Source organism: Pseudoalteromonas sp. S3178 (assembly GCF_005886985.1).
GTDB lineage: Bacteria > Pseudomonadota > Gammaproteobacteria > Enterobacterales > Alteromonadaceae > Pseudoalteromonas > Pseudoalteromonas carrageenovora.
In genome coordinates this window covers 41,660-66,160 of the sequence record NZ_PNCW01000004.1, presented here as the reverse complement: position 1 = coordinate 66,160, position 24,501 = coordinate 41,660, and the positions used below count along the sequence as shown (strand labels likewise).

19 protein-coding genes are annotated in these 24,501 nt (G+C 39.2%); 14 read left to right on the top strand and 5 right to left on the bottom strand.

Annotation, left to right across the window (positions count from 1 at the left end):
• Positions 1 to 211 precede the first annotated feature (211 nt).
• Complete coding sequence (locus tag CWC11_RS00730; protein ID WP_138681184.1) at positions 212 to 667, top strand: hypothetical protein; 456 nt, start codon at positions 212 to 214, stop codon at positions 665 to 667.
• 37 nt (positions 668 to 704) lie between these two features.
• Here the strand turns inward: CWC11_RS00730 and CWC11_RS00725 are convergent, their stop codons facing one another.
• The 3 genes from CWC11_RS00725 to CWC11_RS00715 form a co-directional block, all read right to left on the bottom strand.
• Positions 705 to 2,192, bottom strand: coding sequence for a Ppx/GppA phosphatase family protein (locus CWC11_RS00725; protein ID WP_138681183.1), 1,488 nt, complete (start codon positions 2,190 to 2,192; stop codon positions 705 to 707).
• The gene (gene ppk1, locus CWC11_RS00720) at positions 2,185 to 4,272 is read right to left on the bottom strand and encodes a polyphosphate kinase 1 (protein ID WP_138681182.1); all 2,088 of its coding nucleotides are present in this window, start codon (positions 4,270 to 4,272) and stop codon (positions 2,185 to 2,187) included. The genes CWC11_RS00725 and ppk1 overlap by 8 nt, the downstream gene beginning before the upstream one ends.
• A gap of 95 nt (positions 4,273 to 4,367) precedes the next feature.
• Positions 4,368 to 4,874, bottom strand: a complete 507-nt coding sequence (locus CWC11_RS00715; RefSeq protein WP_138681181.1) for a glycine cleavage system transcriptional repressor — start codon at positions 4,872 to 4,874, stop codon at positions 4,368 to 4,370.
• 384 nt (positions 4,875 to 5,258) lie between these two features.
• Here CWC11_RS00715 and CWC11_RS00710 point away from each other — a divergent pair, with 384 nt between their 5' ends.
• The 7 genes from CWC11_RS00710 to CWC11_RS00680 all read left to right on the top strand — a co-directional run bounded on the left by CWC11_RS00710 (position 5,259) and on the right by CWC11_RS00680 (position 13,902).
• The gene (locus CWC11_RS00710) at positions 5,259 to 7,493 is read left to right on the top strand and encodes an ABC transporter permease subunit (protein ID WP_138681180.1); all 2,235 of its coding nucleotides are present in this window, start codon (positions 5,259 to 5,261) and stop codon (positions 7,491 to 7,493) included.
• 15 nt (positions 7,494 to 7,508) lie between these two features.
• Positions 7,509 to 9,158, top strand: a complete 1,650-nt coding sequence (gene pstA, locus CWC11_RS00705; RefSeq protein WP_138681179.1) for a phosphate ABC transporter permease PstA — start codon at positions 7,509 to 7,511, stop codon at positions 9,156 to 9,158.
• A 27-nt stretch (positions 9,159 to 9,185) separates the two neighbouring features.
• A complete protein-coding gene (pstB, locus tag CWC11_RS00700) occupies positions 9,186 to 10,013 on the top strand; it encodes a phosphate ABC transporter ATP-binding protein PstB (protein WP_058549342.1) in 828 nt (275 codons plus the stop codon).
• Between the two features lie 42 nt (positions 10,014 to 10,055).
• Positions 10,056 to 10,757 carry a phosphate signaling complex protein PhoU gene (phoU, locus tag CWC11_RS00695; protein ID WP_058549343.1) on the top strand — a complete coding sequence of 234 codons (702 nt, stop codon included), beginning with the start codon at positions 10,056 to 10,058 and terminating at the stop codon, positions 10,755 to 10,757.
• 150 nt (positions 10,758 to 10,907) lie between these two features.
• Complete coding sequence (locus CWC11_RS00690; RefSeq protein ID WP_138681178.1) at positions 10,908 to 11,585, top strand: TIGR00153 family protein; 678 nt, start codon at positions 10,908 to 10,910, stop codon at positions 11,583 to 11,585.
• Between the two features lie 39 nt (positions 11,586 to 11,624).
• Positions 11,625 to 12,893, top strand: coding sequence for an inorganic phosphate transporter (locus tag CWC11_RS00685; RefSeq protein ID WP_138681177.1), 1,269 nt, complete (start codon positions 11,625 to 11,627; stop codon positions 12,891 to 12,893).
• Positions 12,894 to 12,975: 82 nt separating this feature from the next.
• On the top strand, positions 12,976 to 13,902 hold the full coding sequence (locus CWC11_RS00680) for a hydrogen peroxide-inducible genes activator (RefSeq protein ID WP_138681176.1): 927 nt from the start codon (positions 12,976 to 12,978) through the stop codon (positions 13,900 to 13,902).
• 13 nt (positions 13,903 to 13,915) lie between these two features.
• Here the strand turns inward: CWC11_RS00680 and CWC11_RS00675 are convergent, their stop codons facing one another.
• Together CWC11_RS00675 and CWC11_RS00670 are read right to left on the bottom strand one after the other, a co-directional pair.
• Positions 13,916 to 14,128 (bottom strand): hypothetical protein, encoded by a 213-nt coding sequence (locus CWC11_RS00675; RefSeq protein WP_138681175.1) that lies wholly within the window; start codon positions 14,126 to 14,128, stop codon positions 13,916 to 13,918.
• 206 nt (positions 14,129 to 14,334) lie between these two features.
• The gene (locus CWC11_RS00670; protein ID WP_138681174.1) at positions 14,335 to 16,851 is read right to left on the bottom strand and encodes a two-component system response regulator; all 2,517 of its coding nucleotides are present in this window, start codon (positions 16,849 to 16,851) and stop codon (positions 14,335 to 14,337) included.
• A 187-nt stretch (positions 16,852 to 17,038) separates the two neighbouring features.
• Here CWC11_RS00670 and queA point away from each other — a divergent pair, with 187 nt between their 5' ends.
• The 6 genes from queA (at position 17,039) to CWC11_RS00640 (ending at position 24,496) form a co-directional block, all read left to right on the top strand.
• Entirely contained in the window at positions 17,039 to 18,070 is a 1,032-nt protein-coding gene (gene queA / locus CWC11_RS00665; RefSeq protein WP_138681173.1) for a tRNA preQ1(34) S-adenosylmethionine ribosyltransferase-isomerase QueA, read from the top strand.
• Positions 18,071 to 18,253: 183 nt separating this feature from the next.
• Positions 18,254 to 19,381 (top strand): tRNA guanosine(34) transglycosylase Tgt, encoded by a 1,128-nt coding sequence (tgt, locus tag CWC11_RS00660; protein WP_058549350.1) that lies wholly within the window; start codon positions 18,254 to 18,256, stop codon positions 19,379 to 19,381.
• Positions 19,382 to 19,406: 25 nt separating this feature from the next.
• Positions 19,407 to 19,742: a preprotein translocase subunit YajC gene (gene yajC, locus CWC11_RS00655; protein WP_058549351.1), complete on the top strand. Its 336-nt coding sequence runs from the start codon at positions 19,407 to 19,409 to the stop codon at positions 19,740 to 19,742.
• Positions 19,743 to 19,761: 19 nt separating this feature from the next.
• Positions 19,762 to 21,621 (top strand): protein translocase subunit SecD, encoded by a 1,860-nt coding sequence (gene secD, locus CWC11_RS00650; RefSeq protein ID WP_138681172.1) that lies wholly within the window; start codon positions 19,762 to 19,764, stop codon positions 21,619 to 21,621.
• 9 nt (positions 21,622 to 21,630) lie between these two features.
• On the top strand, positions 21,631 to 22,578 hold the full coding sequence (gene secF, locus CWC11_RS00645; protein WP_058549353.1) for a protein translocase subunit SecF: 948 nt from the start codon (positions 21,631 to 21,633) through the stop codon (positions 22,576 to 22,578).
• A 130-nt stretch (positions 22,579 to 22,708) separates the two neighbouring features.
• Entirely contained in the window at positions 22,709 to 24,496 is a 1,788-nt protein-coding gene (locus CWC11_RS00640) for a GGDEF domain-containing protein (RefSeq protein WP_138681171.1), read from the top strand.
• Positions 24,497 to 24,501 lie beyond the last annotated feature (5 nt).

The following is a 24,501-nucleotide window of genomic DNA, read 5'->3' as shown; positions in this document are numbered from 1 at the left end:
CAATGTATTATTTTTTAACCTGATCTGCGCCTTGTAGCTAGGCTCAGGTTACTAAAGCATTGCTCTATAAAAATTACCTATAATTTGTAAGTTGTTCTATTAAATGATTCATTATTATTTTTCTTAAGTTTAAGCTTTTGTTTTTAATTGCTTTTTTAGTTGGCATGTTTTACGCAACAAAGTAGTACAGTCAACTTAGTAAGGAACGCACATGCAAGTTAAAACAATTAAAGAAGTGTACGATTGGACCGTTTTATTTCACACACAAATGGCGGCAAATTTTTATAGCGTAAAAGATATACTTGATGAACATAACGCGATGCTGGTGGACTATTACCTAAGTTATGAAAAAAAGCTTGCTGAGGATTTAGTGGGCTTTAAAGCTATTACCGAAATTAATACTCTAGATACTTATAGTTATGAATACTTTGCAGAAAACCCTGATCTGATCACGTTTGAAGATATTAGTAAAGATCAGCAGTTTGATGAAAAAGTAATTCAAAACTACTTATCGAGCCAGCATCAAAAGGTGATAGAGCTATATAAATATTTATTAGAGCGCGCCGAAACTGATAACGGTCAAGAAAAGCTTGAGCAAATATTAGAGCTGGAAGAGCAAGGCTTAAAGCAAATGATGCAAAGCACAAATCGCCATATGGATATGTAGCAACAAAAGCAGGGTGACTCACCCTACTTTTGTTGGCTTATGAGCAGTTAAGCGCTATTCCGACCTTTTTTAAATAGCGTTGTTCTAGCTCTAAATCGGCTTGCAGTAGGGTATGCTCCTGAAGGTAGTTATCGCAAAACTTTATAAATAACCCGGTACTATTTGCGCTAATTTCCATATTTGGTTTTTGGCTAACTTGTCGTTTTTGATTAAATAAAATCGCTAAACGTAAAATAGTAATAAGCTTAAGAACTTGCTGCTGAGAAATAGTTATAAATTCAGAAAGCTCATCAAGTTTAATTTTTTTACGATAAAAACGAATAAGTGAGCTGAGTATTAGCTGCTCTTGCTGTGTAAAGCCCGGTAACTGGCTATTAGCAACAATATAAGCACTGTGCTTATTAATACCTGATGAGTTAATAGATAAGCCAATTTCGTGTAGTTTTGCTGCCCAAATGAGTAAAGCAACATCGTCTTTATTGTTAAGCTGCCAAGGGGATTTTAAGCGATCATAGAGCCAAATAGCGGTATCTGAAACCCGTGTCGCGTGAGCTTTATCTACTGTGTATCTGTCGCTAACATTATTTATGGTATTACTGCGTATATCTTTGTCAGCTAACTTTTGCTGCATTTCATGAAGCAATCCCTCTCGCAGTGAAAAATCACTGTAAGTTAGCTCGGTGATTGTAAACTCTCTAAAAATAGCAATTAAAATAGCAAGTCCGCCACACATACTTTGCTGACGTTCTGGTGTTAGTCCCTCAATTTCTAAATTATCAATTTTTTTTGCTTTTATAAATTGTTGTTTCAGGGTAAATAAATCGTCGTAAGTTATACAAGGTTGATGAGGGTTTTGAGCGCTCACCATAGCCAATATCGATTTAATAGTTCCTGAGGTACCAATAACGCTTTTCCAGCCCTGTGATACATAATTGGCAAAAATAGCTTCTATTTCTTGTTCTGCTTTTATTTCAGCTTTATTAAAGCGCTTAGCGTTTATGATGCCGTCACTAAAAAATTGATTTGTGTAACTAACGCATCCCATATTACGGCTTGTAAGTAGTTTATGTTTAAAATGCTTACCAACTATAAGTTCTGTACTACCGCCGCCTATATCAATAACAAGACGGTTATCTTCGTTATGTACATAATGAGCAACCCCTTGATAAATGAGCCGTGCCTCTTCTTGCCCTGCAATTACATCAATATGAAAAGGAAATACTTTATTGGCCTGCGTTAAAAAGGCATGAATATTTTTAGCTCTGCGAAAAGTATAAGTTGCTGCTACTTTTACGTTGCAGGCAGGGAAGTCTTGTAGCGTTTTTGCAAACTGCTTAAGCACAATTAAGGCTCGATCAATTGCTTGCTGGCTGAGCCTAAATTTATCATCTAGGCCATCTGCTAAATATACACGCTGCTTTTCTTTATGCAGAATTTGTAATGTGCCATCAACTTCGCGAGCAACCACTAAATGAAAGCTATTTGAGCCTAAATCGACGGCTGCTATTGAGGGGTGATCATTCATTATTATAATTGTGTTCCCATTTTTTTAGATAGTCGTAAATTGCAATTTGCGAGCGTATTTTTTTTCTGTTTCCGCGTCTTACATACGCATTTTTTTGCTCGCTGTCGATTAGCCGTGCTTTAGTGCGGTCTTTAAATTGTAGCTCTAAAATATCAATAATGAGCCATTTTAATCGAGCATCTAAAATTGGTACGCCCACTTCAACGCGATGATCTAGGTTACGTGTCATCCAATCGGCAGACGAAATATATACTTTGTCGTCACCGTTATTACCAAATACCATGACTCTAGGGTGCTCTAAAAAGCGATCTACAATACTTATTACTCTTATATTGTCACTAAACTTAGCAATGCCTGATATTAACGAGCACATACCACGAACAATGATGCGTATTTTAACGCCTCTGCGGCCGGCGTAATAAAGCTTATCAACAAGCTGTTTATCAACTAAGTTATTTATTTTTACAGTGATTTTACCGGGGTTGCCGTTTTCTACATGCTGGATTTCTTTATCGATTAAATCCAGCAGCATATCGCGCGCATTAACGGGAGAGAGCATGAGATATTCAAAATTGAATGGCTTATAGCTGCTTTCTATAAATTTAAATACACTATCGCATTCCTCACAAATCCCGGTATGCTTAGTGAAAAGACTAAAGTCGGTGTAAATTTTTGCTGTTTTTTCGTGAAAATTCCCAGTGCCTATGTGCGCGTATTTCACTATTTTATTTTTTTCTTTGCGATGAATAATACACAGCTTACTGTGCACTTTAAGCGCAGGAATACCAAAAATCACTTTTATGCCCGCACTGCTTAGCACTTTTGCCCACTCAATATTATTTTGCTCATCAAAACGGGCTTTAAGCTCAACCATTACGGTTACTTTTTTGCCATTTTTTGCTGCATTGATAAGTGAAGATATAAGCCGTGATTTACTTGCAACGCGGTAAATATTTACTTTAATTTGCGTCACTACAGGGTCAAACGCTGCTTGACGCACAAACTCTAGTAAATGATTAAATGTATGATATGGGTAGTAAAGTAATACATCTTGCTCGGTTATGGCGTCAAATACACTTGTGTGTTTGTTAAAAGCAGTGCTTTGTAGTGCCGGTAGCGGTTTGTTTTCAAGGTATTGGCGGCCAACATTTGGAAAGGCTATAAAGTCTCTAAAGTTACGATAGCGCCCAGCTGGAATAAGTGCATCGTGGTGAGTCACATTTAGACGTTTTTTCATTACTTTTAACATGCTTTCAGGCATCGCTTCGTCGTATACAAGGCGCACTGGCTCTGCATAAATACGCTGCTTTAGGCCCTTAGACATTTTATCAAGCAAGCCCTCTTCTAATTCATCATCAAGATTATATTCGGCATCGCGGGTTAATTTTATTGCGTGCCCTTGAATAGTTTCAAAGTTAAAAAAGTTACTAAATACATCATTTAAAAAATATGAGATTACGTCATCTAGCATCACTATTGTTTTACGACGGCGAGTTTTTTCTGGCGGTAAAATTATAAAGCGAGGAACCCGATCTGTAGGTACTTCAAGCATAGCAAAGTGACTTTTTTCATCGCTCATTTCTACAAAAAGGTAAGTCATTGTATCGTTTATGTAATCAGAATAATCTTTATTTTCGTCGAGTAGAATCGGGGATATATGCTGTAATACGTTGTCGTGAAAATAGTTTTTTAGCCAATTTGAGTGAAACTCAGTCAGCTTTTCGGGGCGATCTACATGAATATTATGAGTGGTTAGGTCGTTCAAAATTTGTTGATGAATTTGATTAAATTTTTTACCAAGCTGCAATACTTTTTTTTGTATTTGGCTTAGAAGTACTTCGTCTTCTTCAAAATTAGCATCGGGAAGTTTATTTAATAAAATACGACGCTTCACATCGGCAACACGCACCCTAAAAAACTCATCAAGGTTATTAGAAAAAATGCCTAAAAAACGCATGCGTTCAATTATTGGATTGTTTTTGTCCTTTGCTTCTTGCAATACGCGTTCGTTAAACGAAAGCCAACTTAGCTCTTTAGCAAAATACTCAAGGGCTTGAGTTTGTTCGGTATGGGCGTTCATACTTTATTCCATAATTAGGTGCAGAATAAAATATAGTGCAGATTAATGACATTAACATGACATGCGTGTCACATTTGTGACACGCATAGAGGGGATTATGGTTCTTCTACGTCAACAATTAAATCGCTAGTAATAGCTTCAAGTGCGTAAATTACTTCGTCTTTATCCATTCCACTAGGCAAGGTTACAGTGGCAACGGCACTAAATATCGGCACTCCCCAATTAGGGGCACTCTGTTGCCTTGAATTTAAATGTGTAATGTTAGCGCCTTTATGACGAATTACACTTGCGAGCTCTTGCACAATGCCTGGGCGGTCGTTGCCCGTAATAACTAAGTTAAGCTGCTCAAGTGCACTTGGTTCTACTTCGGTATTACCTGTTTCTATCTTTACATCTAATTTTGGTAGTGAATTAAGTGCATTTTGTAATGATTGAAAGTGCTCCTCAGCAACTTCAAGTTGTATAATGCCTGCAAAGTGCCCTAGTAAATGACTTAAATTACTACTAAGCCAGTTACCATGATTTTCTAATACGACTGATGAGATACTCTCTACTAAACCAGGGCGATCTTGCCCTAAAATCGTTATAACCAACTGCTTCATAAATAATTCTCTTATTTAAGCCCCAAAAAAGTAAATGCAAAGGCATTAAGTGTGTGTGAAAAACTCTGTTGTCAAAATATATTTTTTGCTATTAACAATGGGCACAAAGTATAAACCTGCCTACTACTTTAAACACATTAAAAATGCTCAACCCATTGCTATTGCTATTTATTAGGTACGTTTTAAGTATTGACCCCGATAAATGCTTTGTCCAATTATTTCACAATTTAGTTCACTCTTAAGGAACTAATTTTAAATAAACTGACCATTTGGTTAGTTTATATCTTAATGCCCTAATTTGAGAGCTTAAATGTTACCGCTGTAACATTACTGTCATCTTGATGAAATATAATTTCGCCAACGTTAAGATTAAAGGGTGTTTTGATGACTTCAAATCCGAATAAACCGACTTTTAATACGGATCGAAGCCGTCTATTTAAAGATCGGTTTGCCAAATTTGGCATAACCGCAGGTGGGGTAATGGTATTAATAGCGCTGCTATTGATATTTTTCTACCTTCTTTATGTAGTTCAGCCAATTTTTGAATCAGCAAAAGTAGAAAAGCGCGACAGCTTCAATGTAACTAACTCGCAGCAAATTGCAGGTTTAGGTGTTGAAGAGCAAACTGAAGTTGCCTACTTACTAAGTAAGCAAGGGCAAGTTGATTTTTACAGTGTTGACTCAGGCAGTTTTGGTAAAAAGCTCAAAACACTTGATGCGCAATTACCAAGCGATGCTACTAGTTTTGCAACCAGCGCTCCTTTTCAGGGGCATTATGCGTATGGTTTAGAAAACGGCAGCGTAATGGTTGTTGCACCTAAATTTTTGGTTACCTTTCCAAATAACGAGCGCAAACTAACACCTCGTTTAGATTTTCCGCTTGGAGAAATGGCACTTGAAGTTGACGAGCAAGGTGGCGCTATTAAGCGCTTTGCATTTAGCCATTACGAAGACAAAACAGCCGTTGTAGCACTTACCGAAGACAAGCGCGTATTGTTTAGCAGCTTTGTTGCTGAAGAAAACATGTTTACCGGTGAAGTTGAATGGGTTGTAGAGCGTACCGAGCTAAACATTGAAGGCCGTGTTGATGAGCTATTAATTTCGCCGGATACAACACGGACTTTTGTTCGTTCAGCTAATCAAATTTATGTTTATGATACGCGATACCCAGATGACGTAGAGCAGATACAGTTACTTTCAGCGAATGAAGAAAACGCAAATATAGTATCAGCACAGCTTCTTGCGGGTGCAAACTCGTTAATGCTTGCAAATGATAACGGTGAAGTGTCGCAGTGGTTTGAAGTAAATACAGATGCGGGACGTGAATATCAAAAAATACGTTCGTTTGAAACAACTAAGCAAAGCAAGCTCAATGTATTTACTGAGTTTTACCGTCGTACTTTCTTTACTACGAGCAGTAATGGTGAGCTAGGTGTTTATTACACAACCAGCGAAGCAAAACTGTGGCAAGGGAAAGTAAGTGAAGGCGCTATAGAAAACTTTGCAATTGCACCGCGTTCAAACGCAGCGCTTATACTTGCTGATAACAAATTAACTGTACTTGAAATTCATAATGAGCACCCAGAAGTGACTTGGTCTGCTTTATGGCAAGAAGTGTGGTACGAAGGTTATCCTGAGCCGGGCTATATTTGGCAGTCAACTTCGGCAAGTGATGACTTTGAATCTAAATTTTCATTAGTACCAATTTCGTTTGGTACGTTAAAAGCAGCGCTTTACGCTATGTTGTTTGCAGTACCTATTGCGCTTTCTGCCGCTATTTATACGGCTTACTTTATGTCGAGCGAGCTGCGTAAAGTAGTTAAGCCTACAGTTGAAATAATGGAAGCTCTTCCTACAGTTATTTTAGGCTTTTTAGCGGGGCTTTGGTTAGCTCCATTAATTGAAGAGCACTTACCGGCTATCGTCGGGCTGCTGGTATTGTTGCCGCTTGGTATTTTAGCTACCGCATTGGGTTGGACTAAACTTCCGTCGAGTATTCGTCATAAAATCCCTGAAGGTTCACATTCAATACTACTGATTCCGGTTGTTTTATTAATTGGTTGGTTCTCGTTCGCGATGAGCGAAACGGTAGAGCTTTGGATGTTTGATGGCAATGTACGTCAATACTTAACAAATGAGCTTGGTATGACGTTTGACCAACGTAATTCATTAGTTGTTGGTATTGCGATGGGCTTTGCCGTTATTCCTACTATATTTTCGATTGCTGAAGATGCCGTATTTAGTGTACCTAAGCACTTATCAAATGGCTCGCTTGCGCTAGGTGCAACGCAGTGGCAAACACTTGTACGTGTGGTACTTCTTACAGCAAGCCCTGGTATTTTCTCTGCTGTAATGATGGGACTTGGCCGTGCAGTGGGTGAAACCATGATTGTATTAATGGCTACTGGTAACACACCTATTATGGATTGGAGTATTTTCCAAGGTATGCGTACGCTTGCAGCAAACATTGCAGTAGAAATGCCAGAGTCAGAAGTTGGCAGCTCGCACTATAGAATATTGTTCTTAGCGGCCTTTGTACTATTCATATTCACCTTTATTTTCAACACAGTGGCTGAGTTTGTTCGTCAGCAACTGCGTGAAAAATACAGCTCAATGTAAGTGGAGAGACACGACATGGTAAAGCAGTGGTTTAAGTCTGGTTCTCCTTGGATTTGGATGACAGGTGGTGCAGTGAGCATCAGCTTGATTTCGGTTTTAGGTTTATTAGCAATGATAGCCTGGAAAGGGTTAAGTTTTTTCTGGCCTTCTGAAGTTGTACAGTTTGAGCTTGAAGGATCTATTTCAAAACAAACCGTAATAGGCGAAATTTACGACCGTGAATTAGTACCAAAAGCACGCTTAGCGGCTACAGGTATTGATGTAAGTGGGTTCAAAAAAGACGAAGTAGAGCGTCTACTTATCAAAACGGGTAACCGTGAATACGTAGATTTAGATTTTCGTTGGATATTAGAAACCGACATTACAAATAAAACAACGCCGGCAACGCTTGCTGTATTTGAGCGTAGTAAAAATGGTAACTTTTATGGTTACGTTGAAAGTGTAATTAAAGATGGTAAACCAGTTGCAGGCGATAAAATTGAAGCCCTACATGAACTTGTAGAGCGCGCTGTAGATTTAAACGATGAAGCGCTTGATTTACAAAATGGTGACATTGGTCATATAAACTATGAGCTTGAGCGTCTTCGTTTAAAAGAAAAAGGTTACTTGCTTGATGACGCATTAACAGATGAACGTGTAGCTGAGCTTGTTCAAGCACGAGCGGATTTACGTGCAGAATATGCAGTGCTTGAAAAAGATTTATTTGCACTACGTAAGCAAGCCAAACGAGACCATGTAACTGTAAAAGATATGCGCGGTGAAGTGGTTACTATTCCGATGTATCAAGTACTTGATGTTTGGTTTCCAAACGATATGGGCTTTTTTGCAAAGCTTGGTCATTACTTTGTGCAACTAGGTAAGTTTGTATCAGACGACCCACGTGAAGCAAATACCGAAGGCGGTGTATTCCCTGCTATATTTGGTACTGTATTTATGGTTATGTTAATGGCTGTAATCGTAACGCCTTTTGGTGTGGTAGCAGCAATATACTTACACGAGTACGCCGCTAAAAACGCAGTGACTAAGATGATTCGTATAGCGGTAATTAACCTTGCGGGTGTACCTTCTATTGTTTACGGTGTATTTGGACTGGGCTTTTTTGTATATATGTTAGGTGGCAGCTTAGATCAGTTGTTCTACCCTGAGGCATCACCTACACCAGTATTTGGTACGCCAGGTGTTATGTGGTCTGCGCTTACATTAGCTATTCTTACTCTACCGGTTGTTATTGTATCAACGGAAGAAGGTTTATCGCGAATCCCAAGTACGGTACGTGATGGTTCGTTAGCGCTTGGTGCAACTAAAGTTGAAACCTTATGGCGTATAATTATTCCTATGGCAAGCCCAGCAATAATGACAGGTTTAATACTTGCAGTTGCTCGAGCGGCCGGTGAAGTTGCACCACTTATGTTGGTAGGCGTTGTAAAAATGGCCCCTACATTACCACTTGATGGAAACTTCCCATATTTTCACTTAGATAGAAAGTTCATGCACTTAGGCTTTCATATTTACGATGTAGGCTTTCAAAGCCCTAATGTTGAAGCGGCGCGTCCGCTGGTATATGCAACGGCCTTTTTATTAGTGTCGGTGATTATTACCCTCAACATAACTGCGATTGGTATACGTAATCACTTACGTGAAAAATTTAGATCGCTTGAACACTAATTAGTAAAGATTTTATAGGTAACAAACATGATTACAGTCGCTCCACAAGTAAACCAAGCTAATATAGGTCAAAAATTAGACCTAGAAAACTTAACTGACGATCAAAAAGCGTTAGAGATTAAAAATCTTGATCTTTACTATGGTGATAAACAAGCATTAAGTAACGTTAATATGAATATCCCAAAAGGGCAGGTAACCGCGTTTATCGGGCCATCGGGCTGTGGTAAATCAACATTACTTCGTTGTATTAACCGTATGAACGATTTAGTTGATATTTGTCGTATTGAAGGTGAAATATTACTGCATGGCCAAAACATTTACGATAAAAGTGTAGATGTTGCAGCGCTTCGTCGTAACGTGGGTATGGTGTTTCAACGTCCTAATCCTTTTCCTAAATCTATTTATGAAAATGTGGTTTATGGCCTACGCTTACAAGGCATCAAAGAAAAACGTAAATTAGACGAAGTAGTAGAACAATCTCTTCGTGGTGCTGCGCTTTGGGATGAAGTAAAAGACAGATTACACGATAGCGCATTTGGCCTATCAGGTGGTCAGCAGCAACGTTTAGTTATTGCTCGCTCTATTGCTATTGAGCCAGAAGTACTGCTGTTAGATGAACCGACATCGGCACTTGATCCAATTTCTACTTTGGTTATTGAAGAGCTAATTAACGACTTAAAGAACAAGTTTACCGTTGTTATTGTGACACATAACATGCAACAAGCAGCGCGTGTATCTGATCAAACCGCTTTTATGTACATGGGTGAGCTGATTGAATACTCAGACACAAATACCTTATTTACAACGCCTAGTAAAAAGAAAACAGAAGACTACATTACAGGCCGTTACGGCTAGTGACTGTTTTAGTGTTGTTGATGAATTTAAGAGAAGGTAATTATGGAACATAATATTAATAAACATATTTCTGGTCGCTTTAACCAAGAGCTAGAAAATGTACGTAACCATGTTTTAAACATGGGTGGCTTAGTTGAGCAACAACTTAACAGTGCACTTGACGCTGTAAGCCGTAACGATGCTGAGCTTGCACAAAAGGTGCGCCAAAACGATTACAAAGTTAATGCGATGGAAGTAAGCATTGATGAAGAATGTACGCGTATTATTGCGCGTCGCCAACCTGCTGCGAGCGATTTGCGCTTAGTTATAGCTATTGCAAAAACGATTGCAGATTTAGAGCGTATTGGCGATGAAGCTGAGCGAATTGCTAAAGTTGCACTTGATTCATTTACTAAAGATCAACAAGACTTATTAGTAAATATTGAAAACATGGGTCGCCAAGTTTTAAAAATGCTACACGACGTACTTGATGCATTTGCGCGTATGGATGTACAACGCGCATTTGAAGTACACAAAGAAGATGCAAAAGTTGACCGTGAATACGAAGCGATAACACGTCAAATAATGACTTATATGATGGAAGATCCACGCTCAATTCCTAAAATTATGGATTTAGTGTGGTCTGTGCGCTCGTTAGAGCGTATTGGTGACAGATGTCAAAACATTGCTGAATACATAATTTATTTTGTTAACGGCAAAGATATTCGTCATACATCTCAAGAAGATATAGAAAAATCGTTATAAGATTTTATCTATCATTCTTTTTTACTAAAGCGGCTTAGTGCCGCTTTATGCATTGTTAGCCATGGTGAAATAATAAAAAGCGTTCACAATCGTGGTTAATACTGTAAAATTCATGCTGCAAAGCATATCAATTTGATTAAAGGGTCAGTTATGCCTACAAACGCGTTTTTAGGAGTATTTGCAAAATCTCCTATCAAACCAATGGAAGAACACATCAAGAAAGTTCATCAAGCAAGTAAAGCTTTGATACCTTTCTTTAATCACGTATTTAAAGAAGAGTGGGAACAAGCAGAAGAGCTTCGTTTAACTATTCGTAATTTAGAGCGTGAAGCTGATGATATGAAAAGAGATATACGTTTACAGTTACCGCGCGGTTTATTTATGCCGGTAGAACGTACAGATCTGCTCGAATTAGTAACTCAACAAGATAAAATTGCCAATAAAGCAAAAGATATTGCAGGACGAGTGATTGGTCGTGAAATGACCATTCCTACAGTAATGCAAGCAGACTTTTTAGCTTATTTAACTCGCTGTGTAGATGCTACTAAACAAGCCTCTAAAGCAATTAATGAGTTAGAAGAATTGCTAGAAACGGGCTTTAAGGGTCGTGAAGTGACCTTAGTAGAAAAAATGCTCGTAGAATTGGATGCAATAGAACAAGACACGGATGATATGCAAATAAAAGTACGCCGCCAACTACGTGATGTAGAAGGTGAGCTAAACCCAATTGATGTAATGTTTTTATACAAAATTATTGAATGGGTTGGCGAGCTTGCAGATATTGCAGAGCGCGTAGGATCACGTCTTGAGCTGATGTTAGCTCGTTAATTTAAAATCAGTTCAAACATGAAAGATTAAGGTTACACAATGGATATCATTGCATCTTACGGCACGGTATTAATTTTAATTGCCGCAGCAGTCGGCTTTTTTATGGCTTATGGTATTGGCGCGAACGACGTTGCTAATGCGATGGGTACTTCAGTAGGTTCGAAAGCACTTACAATCAAACAAGCAATTTTTATTGCAATGGTTTTTGAATTTGCAGGCGCTTATTTAGCCGGTGGTGAGGTTACATCAACGATTCGTAAAGGAATTATTGATGCTGCTCCATTTGCTGCACTCCCTGATTTAATGGTTTTAGGTATGATCTCTGCGTTATTTGCAGCGGGTACTTGGCTATTAATTGCTTCATTTTTGGGTTGGCCTGTTTCAACTACTCACTCAATCATTGGTGCTATTATTGGTTTTGCACTAGTGGCAGTAGGCACTGAGGCAATTCAGTGGGACAAAGTAGGTGGTATTGTTGGTAGTTGGATTATAACGCCAGCTATATCGGGCTTTATTGCATACTTAATATTTATGAGCGCACAAAAACTAATTTTTGATACCGATGCGCCACTTAAAAATGCTAAACGCTATGTACCACTTTATATGGGCTTAGCGGGCTTTATTATGGCGCTTGTAACCATTAAAAAAGGTTTAAAGCACGTAGGTATTAATATTGGCTCTGTAGAGGGCTATGCTCTTGCAATTGCTGTAGCAGTAATTGTGGCTATTATTGGTAAAATCGCTATTTCTCGATTAAATATCGATCCTAAAGCTGACAAGCAAATGCAGTTTAACAACGTAGAAAAAGTATTTGCGGTATTAATGGTACTAACTGCTTGTTGTATGGCATTTGCACATGGCTCTAACGATGTAGCGAATGCAATTGGTCCACTAGCTGCAGTTGTAAATATTGTTGAAAACAACGGTGAAATAGCTAAGAAAGCCGCTATTGCATGGTGGATTCTACCTCTTGGTGGTTTTGGTATTGTTGCGGGTCTTGCTATTTTAGGTAAAAAAGTAATTAAAACGATTGGTGAAGGTATTACACATTTAACACCGAGCCGTGGTTTTGCTGCTGAATTAGCTGCTGCCTCTACCGTTGTTATTGCATCGGGTACTGGTATGCCAATCTCTACTACACAAACCTTAGTTGGTGCGGTGTTAGGTGTAGGTATGGCACGTGGTATTGGTGCACTTAACATGGGCGTTATCAGAAACATTGTAGTTTCTTGGGTAATTACGTTGCCAGTTGGCGCTGCCCTTGCTATTGTTATTTTCTACGTACTAAGAACCGCGTTTGGGGTTTAATAAAAAAGTACTCAAAGACTTTTAGCTTGAAAAGATCTCAACGCCCTAGGTGTTGGGGTCTTTTTATTTGTGGAAAGAAAAAATGACTAATCTTCCAAGTATTAAGCAGCTGCAATATTTATTAGCTGTTCATCAACATCAACACTTTGGCAGAGCTGCCAGCGCCTGTTTTATTGGCCAATCTACATTAAGTAGTGCAATTCAAAACCTTGAAGAAACTTTGGGTTGCCAGCTTATTGAGCGCGAAAACCGAAGCTTAATGTTTACCAGTATTGGTGAAGAGGTTGTTGAGCGCTCTCGTAAAATAATAAATGATACGATTAGCTTAAAAGAGCTGACAAAAAGCTTTTTAACACCACTTAGTGGTAAGTTAACCGTGGGGGTTATACCTACTATCGCAAGTTTTATAGCTGCGCCTTTGTATCATTTTTGCAAGCAAACCTTTTGTGATTTAGAGCTAGTACTCGTTGAAGATACCAGTGACAAGTTACTTGATAAGCTAGAGCATGGACATATTGATTTAGCATTACTTGCATTGCCGTATCAAACTGAAAAATTCCATACTCAAATTTTGGCGAAAGACCATTTTAGCTTAGTGCACCACAAAGATTACACGCAAGCAAAAGGCGTTGAGGATTTTAATTTATTGCCTGATGCAAGTGTGTTTTTATTAGAGCGAGAGCATTGTATGACGGGGCATGCGCTAAGTGCATGCCATTTAAATCGTGCAAGCTGTATTAACCCTTTTGAAGCTGCAAGCTTACATACATTACTCAGTATGGTTGAGCATCAACTCGGCGTGACATTTTTACCTCAAATGGCAATTAATGCTGGAATACTTGAGAATAAAGATATGGTTGCAACGCCATCGCCAAGCGATGCCTATCGAGATATTGGTATTCTATGGCGCAAAACCACGGGTCGAATTCGCGACTTTAGGCTATTTAGCCAACAGCTAGAGGTGTTTTTAAAGCGCCAATGTAGCTTAGATTATTTAGAGCTAAAATAATGCAAAAAGCAGCCTATAATGGCTGCTTTTGATTTTGCACATGGCTGTCGAAGGGCTCAAGCTCTGGTAAAAATAATAAATAAATCCAAACCACTAAGTTAAAGTAGGGCACGCAGCCTAATGTTGTAAATACTTTAACGGGGTAGCCTTTGATATGTGCGTATCGATAACATTGATACGCAATTGCAAAGTGTATAATCAGTAATAATATAACTAGCTGTGTCATACCTTTCTCCTTAAAAGCTAAATCGCTTTAAAAGCCACTATAAACGACAGTACTACGTCATCAAAAAGGTAATGTCATGTTTTTAAAGTGAAATACACAAAATAACGCGACATCATTTATGTGATACTGAAAGTATAGGCAAGAAAGGTAAAATTGATAGTAATAAAATGCTTAAAATTGTTCAATTTTGTTTATTAGTAGCTAGCTTATTGTTGGTAAAACGTTTTATTTTTTGAGATTTTTTCAAGCTCATCTTTAATTTTTTCAACAGGTATTGGGCGGGCAATAAAGTAACCCTGGCCATAATCTACGCCTATCTCTTTTAGGGCAAAAAATATCTCTTTATTTTCAACATATTCAGCAACAGAGCGTTTGTCTAAGGAGCGGCTTATATCGTTTATAGCCTTAACGAGTGCCAAATCTATAGGGTCGTTAAGCATGTCGCTTACAAACGAGCCGTCAATTTTTACGTGCTGAGCTGGTAACTGTTTTAAATAGTTAAAGGTGCTAAAGCCTGTACCAAAGTCATCAATAGAGAAGTGACAGCCAAGTTTATTGAGCTTTTCTATCATTTTACGCGTTGCTTTTAAATTATTGATACTCGCTGACTCGGTGATCTCAAAAATTATGCGCGTTGGTGGTACTTGGTATTTCTCTAGGTTTGATTCGATTAAAGGTAATAAGCGCTCATCTAAAAATGATTGTGCCGATAGGTTAATTGCAACTTGATTAAGCTCAGGGTGTTTTGCAACGCAAGCAATAGCATTACGTACAACACATTGGTCCATCATAAATGTATCGTTTAGCATTTCTAATGAGGGGATAAATTGATTAGGGTAAATCAGCTCACCATTATGTTTTAAACGAAGTAGTGCTTCGAAGTAGGCTACTTTGTTTTCTTTAAAGTCCCAAATAGGTTGGTAGTGTAGTTCTATTTGGTCTTGTTTTAGGGCTTGTCTAATTTCGTGCCCCCACTCGAGCCCAGATTGCAAAGTGTTGTTTTGTGCATCCTCTTTTGAGTAGCAATGTACTAAATTTCGCCCTAAGTTTTTAGCAATATATAGCGCAATATCAGCTTGTTTTAAGCATTCATTAGGGTCGCAATTTTGTGGCGTTATTTGAGTCAAACCAATAGAGCAGCTAATTGTGTATATTTGATCTTCTGATTTAAATGAATGCTTTTCTATGGCGCTACACACACCTTCAGCAATAAGGTGAGCGTCAAGTAAGTTTATATCGGTGAGGATCACTGCAAACTCGTCCCCGCCAATTCGACATACTAGGTGATCATCGCCAATATTCGCTTTAAATAGCTGCGCCACTTCTTTTAGTACAATATCGCCCTGATGGTGCCCTTTGCTGTCATTAATTATTTTAAAGTGGTCAAGGTCAATATATATAACAGCATGTTCTATACCTTCGTAAGTGTACTTATCTTGGCATATTTTGTTGAGTTGCTGGTCAAAGTAATAGCGATTATGTAAGCCTGTTAGTGGGTCGTGGTGTGCTAAATGACGAAGCTGAAGTTCTGCTTGTTTTCGCTCATGTATATTATCGATAGTGGCCGTTATCGTTGCGTTATTTCGGCTATTTTTAATTAACTGAAGTCGACACTCAACCCAAATCAGGTTGCCATTTTTATGGCTTAGCTTCACTTCTATTTGTTGTTGCTGCTGGCCACCATTTAAAATATCGTTAATCGTATGGGTAAGCTTTTGCTGATCATCCAAACAACAGTAATCACTCAGTGACTGTTGCAGTGTTGATTTTACACCAAAGCCACTTAATGCTTCCCATGCGGGATTAATAAAGCGGATCAACCCTTGCTGATCAAGCTCTAGCACTACGGTGTTTAGATGTAACAAAATACGCTGATGCGCCGAAAACAGCTCTTTATAACGCACTTCACTAACACTTAACTGCTCTACTTTATGAGCAAACTCTGCATAGCTGACCATAAAGTCTTCTCGGCGAGCAGCATGATCACACACTTTATTTAAAAATGAAGGGTCATATGGTGCTCTAATAAAGTCGGTAACGCCTGAGAGTAAAAGCTGTTCTGCGTAATCGGCATCATCACTTTCTATAATGGTCACAATGGCTTGTTTAGAATTATGTTGAAGTATTTCTTCAACTAATAAGCTTGAGCTTTGAGCGCTAGAAGAGGTTGCATCAAGCAGCACAATTGAAAACTGCTGCTGATTGTATGCATTAAGAGCGGCTTTGGCCGTTGTAACATGTGTAATGGCAAAGTTTAGCTTTAGTTGCTCGCTAATAGTGTCTGCGGTTTCTTGAATTGGCTCTAGAAGTAATAAGTTTAGCCTGCTACTTTTTTCTAAATGAGTAGAGAGCACATTAGCAAGTACTTGCGGTAGCATATCTTTATGTTCAAACGGTAATACCGCATCTATGCCGTAACTTCTTGCTGTGGTTTCTGCTATGCGTTCACAATAAATAGGTGGAATAAGTAAAATAGGAGTATTTTTTGGGGTTTTTAATAATCCTGAGCGGATCATTCTTGAAAAGCGCCAACCATCAATTTTACCAACATTAAGACCTGTAATTATAATATCGACAGGTTGTTGTTTTAATAGTCTTAAAGCTTGTTGGCTGTCTTGTGCATCTATAAAAGTAAATACATGTAAGCTTTCAAGGGTGGCTCTAATCGCATGGCGTTCAGCACTACTTGCGTTTAATATAAGCAATTTTAGCTGGTCTGCCACGTTTTGAACCCTCAAATATAAATAACAATAATTTAACCAAACAAGAATAATGATATTTAATCATAAGAACAAGGAAATTTAACCACTAAAATGCGACTAAGGTACTATAAGTTTGGCTGATTTCTTGAGCTTAACATCCGATACATATAAACTTGGCGCGATTTTAAATGATGTGGATTACTAAATTATGCGCGTGGCTGACTTTAGCTTTGAATTACCCGATGAATTAATTGCACGTTTTCCAAAAGCGGATAGAACTAGCAGCCGCTTACTTACTCTAGATGGCCCAACAGGCGAGGTTGAGCATAAAGTATTTAGTGACGTGCTTGATTTAGTAAACGAAGGTGACTTACTGGTATTTAATAATACCCGAGTTATTCCTGCGCGTATGTTTGGCCAAAAAGCGTCAGGCGGTAAAGTAGAAGTACTTGTAGAGCGTGTTGTTGATGAGCACCGAGTACTTGCCCATGTGCGTGCCAGTAAATCACTAAAGCCTGGTAACGAAGTTATTTTAGAAGGCAAAGCAAAAGCAACAATGATCGCACGTCACGATACCTTGTTTGAGCTTGAATTTGACCGCAATCAAAATGTGCTGGATATATTAAACGACATTGGTCACATGCCATTACCGCCATACATTGACCGCCCAGATACCGAAGCCGATAGAGAACGCTACCAAACCGTATATGGCGAAAAGCCAGGCGCAGTAGCTGCACCCACAGCGGGTTTGCACTTTGACGATAAGCTTATGGCTGCGCTTAAAAATAAAGGCGTAAATATGGCCTTTGTTACGTTACACGTAGGTGCTGGTACATTTCAGCCAGTACGTGTAGATAGTGTGGATGAGCATGTTATGCACTCTGAGTACATAGAAGTACCTGACGACGTAGTACAAGCTGTTGCGCAAACTAAGGCAAATGGCGGGCGTGTAATTGCAGTTGGTACAACCTCTGTGCGTTCATTAGAATCGGCGGCTAAAATTCATGGTGGCAAATTAGATAGTTACTTTGGTGATACTGATATTTTCATTTTTCCGGGTTATCAGTTTAATGTTGTTGATGCCATGGTTACGAATTTTCACTTGCCTGAGTCAACGCTAATAATGCTAGTGAGTGCATTTAGCGGCCAAGACAATATTATGGGTGCTTACAATACGGCAATAGAACAGCAGTACCGCTTTTTTAGTTATGGTGATGCGATGTTTTTAACACGCAAGTAACAAGTTATTGTTTAATACTCAGTCGAATCTATCAAAAACCCCAGCTTAGTTGCTGGGGTTTTTGTTTGTGGCAATTGGCATAACTGAATTTACCGCAGCTAATAGTATTAGCGAGGCAAAAAGGGTAGAATCGAGCGGTTAAATTATAGCTTGTTGGACTGTTTTTCCGACATTGAGGATGATATGAAATTTGAATTAGACCGTACTGACGGAAAAGCGCGCCGCGGCCGCTTGATTTTTGACCGTGGTGTAATAGAAACACCCGCATTTATGCCTGTTGGTACATACGGTACTGTAAAAGGTATGACTCCGGATGAAGTTAAAGCCACTGGCGCGCAAATTTGTTTAGGTAATACCTTTCATTTAATGCTTCGCCCAGGTACTGAAATCATCAAACAACACGGTGATTTACATGATTTTATGAACTGGGATTTCCCTATTCTAACCGACTCTGGCGGCTTCCAAGTATTCAGCCTTGGCGCAATGCGTAAAATTACCGAAGAAGGTGTTTTATTTCAGTCGCCTGTAAATGGTGATGAAATTATGATGTCGCCAGAAAAATCGATGGAAGTACAGCGCGACTTAGGCTCAGATATCGTAATGATTTTTGACGAATGTACGCCATACCCTGCTACTGAAAAAGAAGCAAAAGACTCAATGGAGCTATCTCTTCGCTGGGCTAAGCGCTCAAAAGAAGGTCATGGTGATAATCCATCTGCGTTATTTGGTATTATTCAAGGTGGTATGTACCCAGAATTACGTGCACAATCACAAGCAGGTTTAGAAGAAATTGGTTTTGATGGTTACGCGTTAGGTGGTTTATCCGTAGGTGAACCTAAAAACGAAATGATGAATATTCTTGATCATTGCGCGTACAAAATGCCTGAAGACAAACCACGCTACCTTATGGGTGTAGGCAAACCAGAGGACTTAGTTGAGTCGGTTCGCCGTGGTATTGATATGTTTGACTGTGTAATGCCTACGCGTAATGCGCGTAATGGTCACTTATTTATTACCACTGGTATTGTTAAAATCCGTAACGCAGTGCACAAAACAGATACAGGCCCACTTGATCCTGAGTGTGATTGCCATACCTGTACTAATTACTCGCGTGCATACTTGCATCACCTTGATAAATGTAACGAAATTTTAGGTGCGCGACTAAACACTATTCATAACTTACGTTACTATCAACGTGTTATGGAAGGTTTACGTAATGCAATTAGCGAAGGTAAATTAGAAGAATTTGTACAAGATTTTTATGCTCGCCGAGGCCAAGAAGTGCCAGAGCTTGTAGAGACAACAAATTAAACTTTAAAATTAAAGAGGAAGTATCATGAGTTTATTTATTTCAAATGCACACGCAGCAGCTGGTCAACCTGCAGCCGGTGGTGGCTGGGAAATGCTAATAATGTTAGCAATTTTTGGTTTAGTTTTTTACTTTTTAATCTACCGCCCACAAGCTAAGCGCGTTAAAGAACACAAAAGCTTAATGAGCGCGATGGCTAAAGGTGATGAAGTACTTACCCAAGGTGGTTTAGTAGGTAAAATTGTGAAGATTACTGAAGATAAAGATTTCATCGTTATCTCATTAAACGAGCAAGCTGAAGTAACAGTTCAAAAATCTGCAGTATCTGCAGTATTGCCAAAAGGCACAATGAAGTCGCTATAAAAATAATAAGGACGACCCCGTGTTAAACAAGTTTCCAGTTTGGAAGTATTTACTTGTTTTAGCTGTGGTAGCTATTGGCGTTTTATATGCTTCTCCAAACTTGTATGGTCGCGATCCGGCCATTCAAGTTTCGGGTGCTAAAGGTGCCGATGTAGACCTCGCTGTTGTAGACAAAGTAAACGCAACCCTCAAAAAACATAACGTAACTGTTAAATCGACTAAGCTTGAAGATGGACAAATACTTGTTCGTTTCAAAAATGTTGAAGAGCAACTTAAAGCGCAAGACTTACTGCGTGATTCATTAAGTGACGATTACGTTTCTGCTATTAATATGGCTCCGGCTCAACCTACTTGGTTAAAATCACTCGGTGGTAACCCAATGAAGCTAGGTCTTGATTTAAGTGGTGGCGTACATTTCACCATGGAAATCGACATGGCAACTGCGGTTGATAACCAGCTTGAGCAAATGGAACAAGACTTTAGAAGCGATTTACGCGAAGAAAAACTACGTTACCGTAGTGTTCGCCGTGTAGCTGGCTCTGAGCGTATGCGTGTAGAAATGCGTACCGAAGATGATAAAGACGCTGCAGAGCGTTTATTAGAATCTCGTTATCCATTAAATGTTTACATTGATGATAGCAGCAACGATAAAGCATTTTTTGCCACCATGAGTGAACAAAAGCTTAAAGAAATTCGTGACTACGCAATTAAGCAAAATGAAACGATTATTCGTAACCGTATCAACCAAATTGGTGTTGCAGAGCCAAACGTACAGCGCCAAGGTGCTGAGCGTATTATTGTGCAATTACCAGGTGTTCAAGATACCGCTCGCGCTAAAGAAATTTTAGGCGCTACAGCAACACTTGAGTTTCGTGAAGTAGACGAAAACGCCGATCCAAGCGCAGCTGCTCAAGGTCGTATCCCAGCGGGTACTGAAATGATCATGAGCCGCGACGGTTACCCTGTAGTACTTAAAAAACGTATTATTCTTGAAGGTAGCCATATTACTGGCGCGCAATCGGGTAGTGACGAATACCAACGTCCACAAGTAAGTATTACCTTAGATAGCAAAGGTGGGGCAAAAATGAATGCCTTTACCAAACGTGCTATTGGTAAACGTATGGCCACAGTATTTATTGAATACAAGCCATCGGGTAAAAAGGATGAAAACGGTAAGGCGCTTCCGCCAATTAAGGTAGAAGAAGTTATTAACGTTGCGACTATTCAGGCTCGCCTTGATCGCTCATTCCGCATTACAGGTATTGATAACCCAGCTGAAGCGCATAACTTAAGCTTATTACTTAGAGCGGGTGCACTTGTTGCTCCAATTCAAATAGTAGAAGAGCGCACAGTAGGGCCAAGCCTAGGACAAGAAAACATTGAAGCAGGTATGACGGCTGTTGCACTTGGTTTTGCATTTGTGCTTGCCTTTATGCTTATTTACTACAAAGGCTTTGGCTTAGTAGCTAACTTGGCGCTCGCGGCTAACTTAGTACTAATTGTGGGTGTAATGTCGCTTATCCCTGGCGCTACATTAACCTTGCCAGGTATTGCCGGTATTGTATTAACCGTAGGTATGGCGGTAGATGCTAACGTACTGATTTTTGAACGTATTCGCGAAGAGCTGGCTGATGGCCGTAGCCCTCAACAAGCGGTTCATTTTGGTTACGATAGCGCATTTAGCACTATATTTGATGCCAATATCACCACATTAATTGCTGCCATTATATTATTTGCAGTGGGCACAGGCCCAATTGCAGGTTTTGCGGTTACATTAGCAATTGGTATTTTAACTTCAATGTTTACAGCTATTGTTGGTACCCGTGCGGTAATCAACTTTATCATTGGTGGTAAACGTGTTGATAAACTTTCAATTTAAGGAGCAGACATGCAAATTTTAAGTTTGGGTAGCAGAACCCTTCGTTTCATGTCTCTTCGTAAAGTGGCTATGGGCTTTTCGACGTTATTGATAATAGCGTCGCTTGCGTCAATTTTTGTTAAAGGCTTAAACTTTGGCTTAGACTTTACTGGCGGTACCGCAGTAGAGGTGGGCTTTTCACAGCCTGCAGATCTTAAAAAGGTACGTAATGTACTAGCCGAAAATGGCTTTGCTGATGCTTCCGTACAGTTATTTGGTTCGAGCCAAGAAATTTTAGTACGCCTAGCGCCTCGTGGAAGCGATGTTAAAGCAGAAGTAATTGGTAACCAAGTAATTGCAGCATTAAAACAAGCAGACGACAGCGTAGTAATGCGCCGTATTGAGTTTGTTGGTCCAAGCGTAGGTGAAGACTTAAAAGAGCAGGGTGGCCTTGCCATGTTAACTGCGCTTATTTGTATCTTAATCTATGTTGCATTTCGTTTTGAGTGGCGCTTTGCAGTAGGTGCTGTAGGCGCGTTATTACACGACGTAATTATTACGGTTGGTTTGTTTTCTGTATTAGGGTTAGAGTTTGATTTAACAATATTAGCGGCAATACTTGCGGTAATAGGTTACTCGCTCAACGATACTATTGTTGTATCTGACCGTATCCGTGAAAACTTCCGTAAGGTACGCATTGACGACACTATCGAAATTATTGACTTGTCTTTAACACAAACACTTAACCGTACACTTGTAACATCAATCACTACAATTTTAGTATTGATTGCCTTGTTTGCATGGGGCGGGCAAACCATTCATGGTTTTGCAACTGCATTACTATTTGGTGTGTTTATTGGTACTTACTCTTCTGTTTATGTTGCAAGTTCGGTTGCTATAGCAATGGGCGTAAGCAAAGAAGATTTAATACCTGAAGTGATAGAAAAAGAAGGTGCTGACCAAGACGCTATGCCGTAACTAGGTTTGTACTTAATAAAAACCGCTCTTATGAGCGGTTTTTTTATGAGTGCATTTTTTAGGCGCAATAAAAGTGTCATACACACTTGGTACTTTATTGCTCCAATCAAAATAGTTGTAAGGCAGGTACGTGACGATTCAGCGCAAAGTATTAGAGTACATTTTAAAAAGCGGTGAAATAACGACGCTGTTTCAGCCTATTTTTGATATTAGCAATCAAGTTATTGTAGGTTACGAAGCACTTAGTCGAGGACCTAAAGATAGCCCGCTAGAAATGCCTAATACATTATTTAAAGTAGCTCATGAGCAGGGTTTAATTTCGGAACTTGAATTACTATGTCGCTCTAAAGCGATTGAAAATTTTGTAAGGCTTAACCTACAAGGTAAATTATTTTTAAATGTAAGCCCTAAAACACTGCTTGATCCTTGCCACCCTAAAGGGGAAACATTGCACCTAATAGAGCAATTTGGCTTAGCTGCTAATCGTGTAGTTATAGAGGTTACTGAGCAAGAAAAAGTAGATGATGGTTTTTTGCTATTAAAAACGATAGCCCATTACCGAGAACTTGGCTTTACTATAGCAATAGATGATTTAGGCGCTGGGTATTCGGGCTTAAAACAATGGTCTGAACTATGCCCCGATTTTGTAAAAATCGACCGCTATTTTATTGATCATTGTGATGAAAGCGAAGTGAAAAAAGAGTTTTTGAAATCTATTACAATTTTGGCCAGAGCCACTAACACTCAGGTTATTGCCGAAGGGATAGAGCGCCCAGAAGAGCTCACGTTCGTAGAAAACTTAGGCATTAGTAATGTACAAGGTTTTTTACTTGAAAAGCCAAGCATAAAGCCAAGTGAAGACTTTAGCTCAGAGCAACTACAAGCTCTTTCATTTACGCAATCAAATACATTATTTGATCAATCGATGGCCATAGGCCGCCTATCGATTACACAACCTGCAATAAGCAGCGACACTCGCTGTAAAGATGCGCATAAACGCTTTGAGCAAGATAAGTCACTCATAAGCATTGCGGTGTTAAGTAATGAGAACAAGCCCGTAGGGTTACTTCACAGAGATCAATTAACAGAGGTTTTTGCAGCGCCCTACGGACATGCTCTTTATGATAAACGCTCCGTTACTGCACTTATGGATAAGCAGCCCTTAGTCGTTGATGAAAACCAATTACTCGATACCGTAAGTAAGCAAATAACTGAGCAAGACTTTGATATTCGCCGCCATATAGTAATCACCAGAGAAAACGTATATTTAGGATTAGCGCCGCTTCGCGATATTTTAAAACACATAACCGAAGAAAAAATACGCCATGCACAACATGCGAATCCACTGACTATGCTCCCTGGTAATGTAGCAATTAATGAAGCTATAGAGCAGCGATTAAAAGGTAGTAATCCGTTTTCACTCGCGTATATAGACTTAAATCATTTTAAGCAATTTAATGACTTATACGGTTACGCTAGCGGCGACAGTGTAATTAAACTATTAGCTGATGTAACAGTGCAAGCGTGTAAAAATAGTGCTAACTTTGTAGGGCATATAGGTGGCGATGACTTTATGGTGGTGTTTGATCAGCACAACGCGGTTGATATATGCAATACCATTATTGAACAATTTGAACACCAATCTCGTATATTTTTTACACCTGAGCACATAAAGAGCAAAGGGTATTGGGCTACAAATCGTGAAGGAGAAAAGCAATTTGTGCCTTTACTAACGTTATCGATTGGCTTAGTTGAGCCTGATTTACAGCAATGTAAAAACAGCCACCAAGTTGCAGCACTTGCAACTGATGCTAAAAAAGAAGCCAAACGTTATCGTCATAGTTATTTGTTTATTTGTAAACGAAAAGGGCCTGCACCGGCAGTAGTGCGTCTGGCAAGTAATAAGCAGGTAATTTAAAAAAA